Origin of the sequence: Candidatus Regiella insecticola LSR1 (genome assembly GCF_000143625.1) — a bacterium.
GTDB lineage: Bacteria > Pseudomonadota > Gammaproteobacteria > Enterobacterales > Enterobacteriaceae > Regiella > Regiella insecticola.
Window position 1 is genome coordinate 1 of the sequence record NZ_GL379608.1, and the last position, 7,054, is coordinate 7,054.

The 7,054-nt window shown below is 45.0% G+C and carries 7 protein-coding genes and 1 pseudogene; 7 read left to right on the forward strand and 1 reads right to left on the reverse strand.

Going from position 1 to position 7,054, the window contains the following annotated elements:
• The 6 genes from REG_RS07715 to sufE form a co-directional block, all read left to right on the forward strand.
• On the forward strand, positions 1–270 hold a 270-nt coding region (locus REG_RS07715), incomplete at its 5' end, for an iron-sulfur cluster assembly accessory protein (protein WP_039907938.1).
• A 12-nt stretch (positions 271–282) separates the two neighbouring features.
• Positions 283–1,782, forward strand: coding sequence for a Fe-S cluster assembly protein SufB (gene sufB / locus REG_RS07720; protein ID WP_006705132.1), 1,500 nt, complete (start codon positions 283–285; stop codon positions 1,780–1,782).
• A 205-nt stretch (positions 1,783–1,987) separates the two neighbouring features.
• Complete coding sequence (gene sufC, locus REG_RS07725; protein ID WP_039907941.1) at positions 1,988–2,728, forward strand: Fe-S cluster assembly ATPase SufC; 741 nt, start codon at positions 1,988–1,990, stop codon at positions 2,726–2,728.
• Positions 2,709–3,995, forward strand: coding sequence for a Fe-S cluster assembly protein SufD (gene sufD, locus REG_RS07730; RefSeq protein WP_039907944.1), 1,287 nt, complete (start codon positions 2,709–2,711; stop codon positions 3,993–3,995). Before sufC ends, sufD begins: the two co-directional genes overlap by 20 nt.
• The gene (gene sufS / locus REG_RS07735; protein ID WP_006705135.1) at positions 3,992–5,224 is read left to right on the forward strand and encodes a cysteine desulfurase SufS; all 1,233 of its coding nucleotides are present in this window, start codon (positions 3,992–3,994) and stop codon (positions 5,222–5,224) included. The genes sufD and sufS overlap by 4 nt, the downstream gene beginning before the upstream one ends.
• A 155-nt stretch (positions 5,225–5,379) precedes the next feature.
• A complete protein-coding gene (sufE, locus tag REG_RS07740) occupies positions 5,380–5,811 on the forward strand; it encodes a cysteine desulfuration protein SufE (RefSeq protein WP_039907946.1) in 432 nt (143 codons plus the stop codon).
• A gap of 105 nt (positions 5,812–5,916) precedes the next feature.
• Here the strand turns inward: sufE and REG_RS13400 are convergent, their stop codons facing one another.
• A complete protein-coding gene (locus REG_RS13400) occupies positions 5,917–6,093 on the reverse strand; it encodes a hypothetical protein (RefSeq protein ID WP_176603480.1) in 177 nt (58 codons plus the stop codon).
• Positions 6,094–6,153: 60 nt separating this feature from the next.
• Here REG_RS13400 and REG_RS11380 point away from each other — a divergent pair.
• Positions 6,154–7,050, forward strand: a pseudogene (locus REG_RS11380) (L,D-transpeptidase family protein).
• Positions 7,051–7,054: the final 4 nt, after the last annotated feature.

The following is a 7,054-nucleotide window of genomic DNA, read 5'->3' on the forward strand; positions in this document are numbered from 1 at the left end:
CCGCAAAGTCAAGGATTGCAGCTTAACATCAAGCAATCTGGCTGTGCTGGATTTGCTTATCAGCTAAAGGTAGCTAAATCAGCTAATGATTTGCTTGAAAATCTTCTATTTGAACACAAAGGGGCAAAACTCTACGTCCCCTTGGAAGCGATGCCCTTTGTTGACGGCACTGAAGTGGATTATGTGCGTGAAGGGCTAAATCAGATCTTTAAATTTAATAACCCCAAAGCGCAGCATTCTTGTGGATGTGGCGAAAGCTTTGGCGTTTGAGTGATAAAAGAAATGACACAAAGCAATGTTGAAACCTCCGAAAATATATCAGCTTGGGTCAAGGAAGAACGTTATAAAGAAGGTTTTTTTACCCAATTGGCGACAGACGAATTGGGTAAAGGACTCAATGAAGACGTGATCCGCGCGATCTCAGCCAAACGTAACGAACCTGAATGGATGTTGACATTTCGCTTAGAAGCTTATCGTGGCTGGCTGACAATGGAAGAACCCCACTGGTTAAAAGCGCATTATAAAAAATTGGATTACCAGGATTATAGCTACTACTCAGCGCCCTCCTGTAATCACTGTGATGAAAATGGTGATAACCAGAGCGAAAAAAAATCATCATCCACAGATGAGACAACAACCAACCTCTATCTCACGGCTGAAGTCGAATCCGCTTTTGCGCAATTAGGGGTACCGGTACGTGAAGGCGTTGAAGTAGCTGTTGATGCCATTTTTGATTCCGTTTCTGTCGCCACCACCTACCGTAAAAAATTAGCCACCCAAGGCATTATTTTTTGCTCACTGGGTGAAGCCATTCAAGAACATCCTGAGCTAGTGCAAAAATATCTGGGATCAGTAGTACCAGCGAAAGATAATTTTTTTGCCGCCCTTAACGCCGCCGTCGCTTCCGATGGAACCTTTGTCTACGTGCCCAAAGGCGTGCGCTGTCCAATGGAGCTCTCAACCTATTTCCGTATCAATGCTGCTAAAACAGGGCAATTTGAACGCACCATTCTGATCGCCGATGAAGACAGCTACGTCAGTTATATTGAAGGCTGCTCAGCACCCGTACGCGACACCTACCAACTCCATGCGGCAGTGGTCGAAGTGATCTTACATAAAAACGCCGAAGTGAAATATTCCACCGTGCAAAATTGGTTTGCTGGCTCTGAAACCGAAGGTGGGATCTTGAATTTTGTGACTAAACGGGCGCTATGTCAGGGCGCTGGTTCAAAAATGTCTTGGACTCAATCGGAGACAGGATCGGCTATTACCTGGAAGTATCCCAGCGTGATCTTACAAGGCGATCATTCTATCGGTGAATTTTTCTCAGTCGCATTGACTAATGGTAAACAGCAGGCAGATACCGGTACCAAAATGATCCACATTGGTAAAAATACTAAATCAACCATTATTTCCAAAGGGATCTCAGCAGGAAAAAGCCAAAATACCTACCGTGGATTAGTTAAGATTTTACCCGGTGCCGATAATGCACGTAATTTTACGCAATGTGATTCTATGCTTATTGGCGCTAACTCAGCCGCCCACACCTTTCCTTACGTTGAAGTCAAAAATCATTCAGCGCAGTTAGAGCACGAAGCTACCACCTCAAAAATTGGGGATGATCAGCTATTTTACTGCCGCCAGCGTGGTATCAGTGAAGACGATGCCATCTCAATGATCGTCAATGGATTTTGCAAAGATGTGTTCTCAGAATTACCGCTGGAATTTGCCGTAGAGGCACAAAAATTGTTAGCCATTAGCTTAGAACACAGTGTCGGTTAAGCGCCAATGACAATAGACCTCTTTCCAAACCTACTACGTTATGCGAATCCGGCGTTACCCGGTGCGCGCAATCCTCATGTACTCGCATGGCAACGAAGGTTGCTGTGCGCCGGGTGCCTTGACTTCGCATAACGAACTACGGTTTCGAAAGAGGTCTAATAATTGAATAGCGTTATACCCAATGAAGGCACATAAAGGAAACAACATGTTACGCATTAAACAGTTAAAAGTGAATGTTGAAGGCAAAAACATCCTCAAAGGACTCAATTTAGAAGTCAATCCAGGAGAAGTTCACGCCATTATGGGTCCTAACGGATCGGGGAAAAGCACCCTATCTGCTGTATTAGCAGGGCGGGAAGAATACCAGATCACGGAAGGTGAAATACGATTTAACGACGAAGACTTATTAGCATTAGAGCCTGAACAACGGGCAGGCGAAGGCATCTTTCTTGCTTTTCAGTATCCCGTTGAAATTCCCGGTGTCAGCAATCGTTTTTTCTTACAAACGGCCGTTAATGCCGTGCGTAAATACCGTGGAAAATCGGCATTCGATCGTTTTCAATTTGCCGATTTTATCGAAGAAAAAATTGCCTTATTAAAAATGCCAGCCGATCTATTAACACGTTCAGTCAATGTTGGCTTCTCGGGCGGAGAAAAAAAGCGCAACGAAATCTTACAGATGGCGGCATTAGAGCCAAAGCTTGGCATTCTAGATGAAACTGATTCAGGTTTAGATATCGATGCGTTAAAAGTGGTGGCAGAGGGGGTCAATTCGCTGCGAGATAGCGAACGCGCCTTTATTGTCGTCACTCACTATCAGCGTATTTTAAATTACCTACAGCCCGATAAAGTCCATGTATTACATGACGGTCGTATTATCGAATCCGGTGATTTTACGCTCGCGAAAAAGTTGGAGGAACAAGGCTATGGCTGGCTTACTACCTAACAGTGATCCGTTTAAACAATTTGGTCAATTGTTTCAGCAGCGATCAAACAGCGCATCAGATGCTCAGATGCATTGGCAACAAGTAATGGAATTGGGGTTTCCCCATAACAAACATGAAGATTGGAAATACACACCACTTGATCGCCTGCTACAACATGATTTCAGCTATGCAACAACCTCTGCCATCCGTATCAATAAGCAACGATGCGATGAACTGGCGTTACCACTAGAAGCACATCGGCTGGTCTTTATCGATGGCAAATGGGCGCCTTCTCTTAGCGACACGCATTGTGATCCATACCAAATATGTGTTTTGACAGAAAAAGAAAACCTACCGGCGGCCATTCACCCTGAAATATTTTTGCATCTAACAGAAAGTTTGGCGCAAGAAAAAGTACTCATTCGTTTAGCCGCAGGGAAAAAAGCGGCGAAACCATTATATTTTCTGCATATCGACTCAGGTCAAACCCATGATAACAATGAAAAGAGGATCAGTAGCAGCTATTATCGTCATCATTTAGTCATTGAACCCCATGCTAGCGCGCAGGTGATCGAACATTTTGTTAGCCACCAGCATCACGCAAATTTTACCAACGCACGCCTAACAATGGCCGTAGGTGATAATGCCCAATTAACTCATTGTAAACTGGCATTTGAAACCGCGCAGAGCTATCACTTTTCTCATAACGATGTGATACTTGGGCGTCACGCGCGGGCGCACAGCGATAGCTTTCTGCTCGGTGCCGGGTTAACCAGGCACCATACCAGTAGCAAGCTCAATGGTGAAGACGGCGATGTCTCAATCAACAGCCTCCTATTACCACTGAGCGGAGAAATAGCAGATAGCCGCAGCTATTTAGAACACAATACCGGCCACTGTCAAAGCCGACAATTACATAAAATGATCGTGCAACATGGCGGAACGGCGGTGTTCAATGGTTTATTAAAAGTTGCCCCCCATGCAGTGAAAACCGATGGACAGATGACCAATAACAACCTACTCCTCAGTCAACAAGCCTTCGTTGCCACCAAACCGCAGCTAGAAATTTACGCCGATGATGTAAAATGCAGCCACGGTGCCACCGTGGGGCGCATCAGTGCTGAACAACTGTTTTATCTTCAATCTCGTGGCATCAACCAGGCAAAAGCAAAAAAGATGATCATTTTTGCTTTTGCCGCCGAACTCACGGAAACACTGGAAAATAACCTGATCCGTCAGCAAGTGATAAAACGTATCACTGATCGTTTAGCGGAGAAACAGCCATGAGTTTTGCGGTGGAAAAAATACGCGCTGATTTTCCGTTACTCAGCCGAAAAATCAACAACAAGCCACTGGTCTATCTGGACAGCGCTGCCAGCGCACAAAAACCCCAAGTGGTGATCGACAGTGAGATGAATTTTTATCGCCAACAGTGCGCAGCGGTGCATCGTGGTATTCATACCCTCAGTGCAGAAGCCACTGAAGCGATGGAAAAGGTACGTCAGAAAGTGGCCGAATTTATCAACGCCCCTATGAAAGAAAACATTGTCTTTGTTAAAGGCACTACCGAAGGCATCAATCTTGTCGCTAACAGCTATGGCCGCCATTTTCTAAAGCCCGGTGATAACATTATCATCACCGAAATGGAACATCATGCCAATATCGTCCCCTGGCAACTGTTGGCAAAGGAACGTGGCATTAACATCAAAGTGTGGCACTTAATAAAAGATTCTGGCGAGTTAGATATCAATCAATTAGCCAATTTGATCGATGAAAGAACGCGCTTACTGGCGATTACCCATATCTCTAACGTACTTGGCACCATCAACCCAATAAGTGACATTGTCACTAAAGCGCGCGCTCTGGCAAAAAAAGAGCTGGTGGTATTAGTCGACGGGGCGCAAGCAATTATGCATCAACCGGTCGATGTTCAGGCCTTAGATTGTGATTTTTACGTTTTTTCTGGCCATAAATTATACGCCCCAACAGGGATTGGGATTTTGTATGGAAAAAGTGAGTTATTAAAAAAAATGCCACCCTGGGAAGGCGGCGGGTCAATGATTGACAAAGTCAGCTTAACAAAAGAAACCACCTTTGCTGGTGCTCCAGGGCGTTTTGAAGCCGGATCACCCAATACCGCGGGTATTATCGGCTTGGGTGCCGCTATCGAATATGTTAGTGCTCTAAAATTAACTGAAATTCAACGGTATGAACAATCACTGATGGACTATGCATTAGAAAAGTTAAAGCAAGTACCCAACTTAATCATCTATGGCCGAGAGAAAAACCGCGCCGGTGTTATCGCCTTTAACTTAGGGTCACATCACTCTTCTGATGTGGGCTGTTTTCTCGATTGTCATGGCATTGCCATCCGCACCGGTCAACACTGTGCGATGCCGTTGATGGAATTTTACCAGGTCTCGACGATGTGTCGTGCATCAATCGCTTTGTATAATACCCATGAAGAAGTGGATCAATTAGTGCGCCAATTAAAATATATCAACACCATTTTATAACAATAGACCTCTTTGGAAACCATAGCGAAGATTGCTGGCAACGCAGGATCCGCGTCACGCAGTAGATTTCCGAAGAGGTCTAATAAAAAGTAAGCACATATTAAGCCGACATACACCATCGGCTTTAATTTTTTACAGATTTAGGGGCTGTGACTATGTCCAATTTACCAAACAAAGAAAAATTAATACGTAATTTTTCCCGCTGCCATGATTGGGAAGAAAAATATCTCTACATTATCGAACTGGGAGCGCAATTACCTGCCCTCACCGCACAACAACGTCACCCCAATAACCTGATTAATGGCTGTCAGAGCCAAGTATGGATTGAGATGACGTTAGCGGAAGATGGCACGGTATTATTTGCTGGCGACAGTGACGCTGCAATAGTAAAAGGGCTGGTAGTGATGGTGTTTAGTCTTTATCAACATTTGTTACCACAACAAATCATCAAGCTAGATATTAAATCTTTTTTTGCTGATTTGGAGCTCAGTCAACATTTAACGCCTGGGCGATCACAAGGGCTAGAAGCGATGGTGCGGACTATTCGTGCTAGAGCAGAATGCTTATGTATGCAAACAAACGTTTGACGGCCTAAGAGTCTATTTCCAATATAGCCGAATCAGTTTAATTTGATTCAAGGCTGAGGAGCGCAGACAGTACAAATAGTACGGCAAGCGACGACAACACTTAAATCAAATTAAACTGGTTTGGAAATAAGCTCTTGCATGGAGGCAGGTTAATAGAAGAAGTATATACCCTTCGCCTTTCAAGTTACGGCTTTGTTGTCTGCGGGTGCTCGCCGAATCACGTAGTATGTCTACGCTCATCGGTCGGTCGCCCTGGCCGCCTTGCCGTAACTCGAAATTCATTGGGTATATGCTAAGCTAAAATTTCATATAACAAACTCTTCATAAAGAGAGGAATTGAATATGAAAACAATACTGATATTCATCTCCTTCGCTTTTAGTCTTTGCGCTACAGCAACTGAATACCCTCTCCCCTCCGATTCTGGCCGTTTAATTGGTTAAAATCATATTGTTACCGTACAAAATGATGGTCGTCCTCTTGAAGCGACAGCGGCTAAATATAAAATCGGTTTATTAAACATGTTCGAAGCCAACCCTGGCACGGATCCTTATTTGCCCGCTCCCGGCTCACGATTAACCATCCCGAGCCAGATGTTACTGCCAGACACAGAACGGCAAAGGCATCATCATTAATCTTGCTGAATTACGCCTGTATTATTATCCGCCTGGAGCAGGAACCGTGGTCGTCTACCCTATCGGTATCGGTATGCGGGGGCTCAACACCCCCATCATGGGTATTTAGCAAAAGGCAAAGTTTTACCTGCTGTGATGCCAGCCGGGGAAAAAAATCCCATGGGGCGATTTGCTCTGCGCCTCGCCGCTGGACGAGGGGAATATTTGATCCACGGTACCAATGCGAATTTTGGCATTGGACTGCGGGTGAGCTCAGGTTGTATTCGATTACGTCCAGCAGACATTAAAGCCTTATTTCACAGCGTAGCGAAAGACACTCGCGTGCAAGTCATTAACCAGCCGATTAAATTTTCCATTGAACCCAATGGGCAACGCTATATCGAAGTACACCAACCGTTATCAGTTCACGAGAGTGATAACCCACAAACCATGCCGATTGCACTCAGCGATGCCGTGCAGCAATTTATCGACGATCCCCAAACCGATGCAGCCAAAGTCAAACAAGCCATAACCCGCCGATCCGGCATGCCGGTGAGGGTTAATAAGACCGGGGTTGAGCAGATTAAACAGCCCGAAATAGCTGCATTAAACTTGACGCTGGACTGAGCGA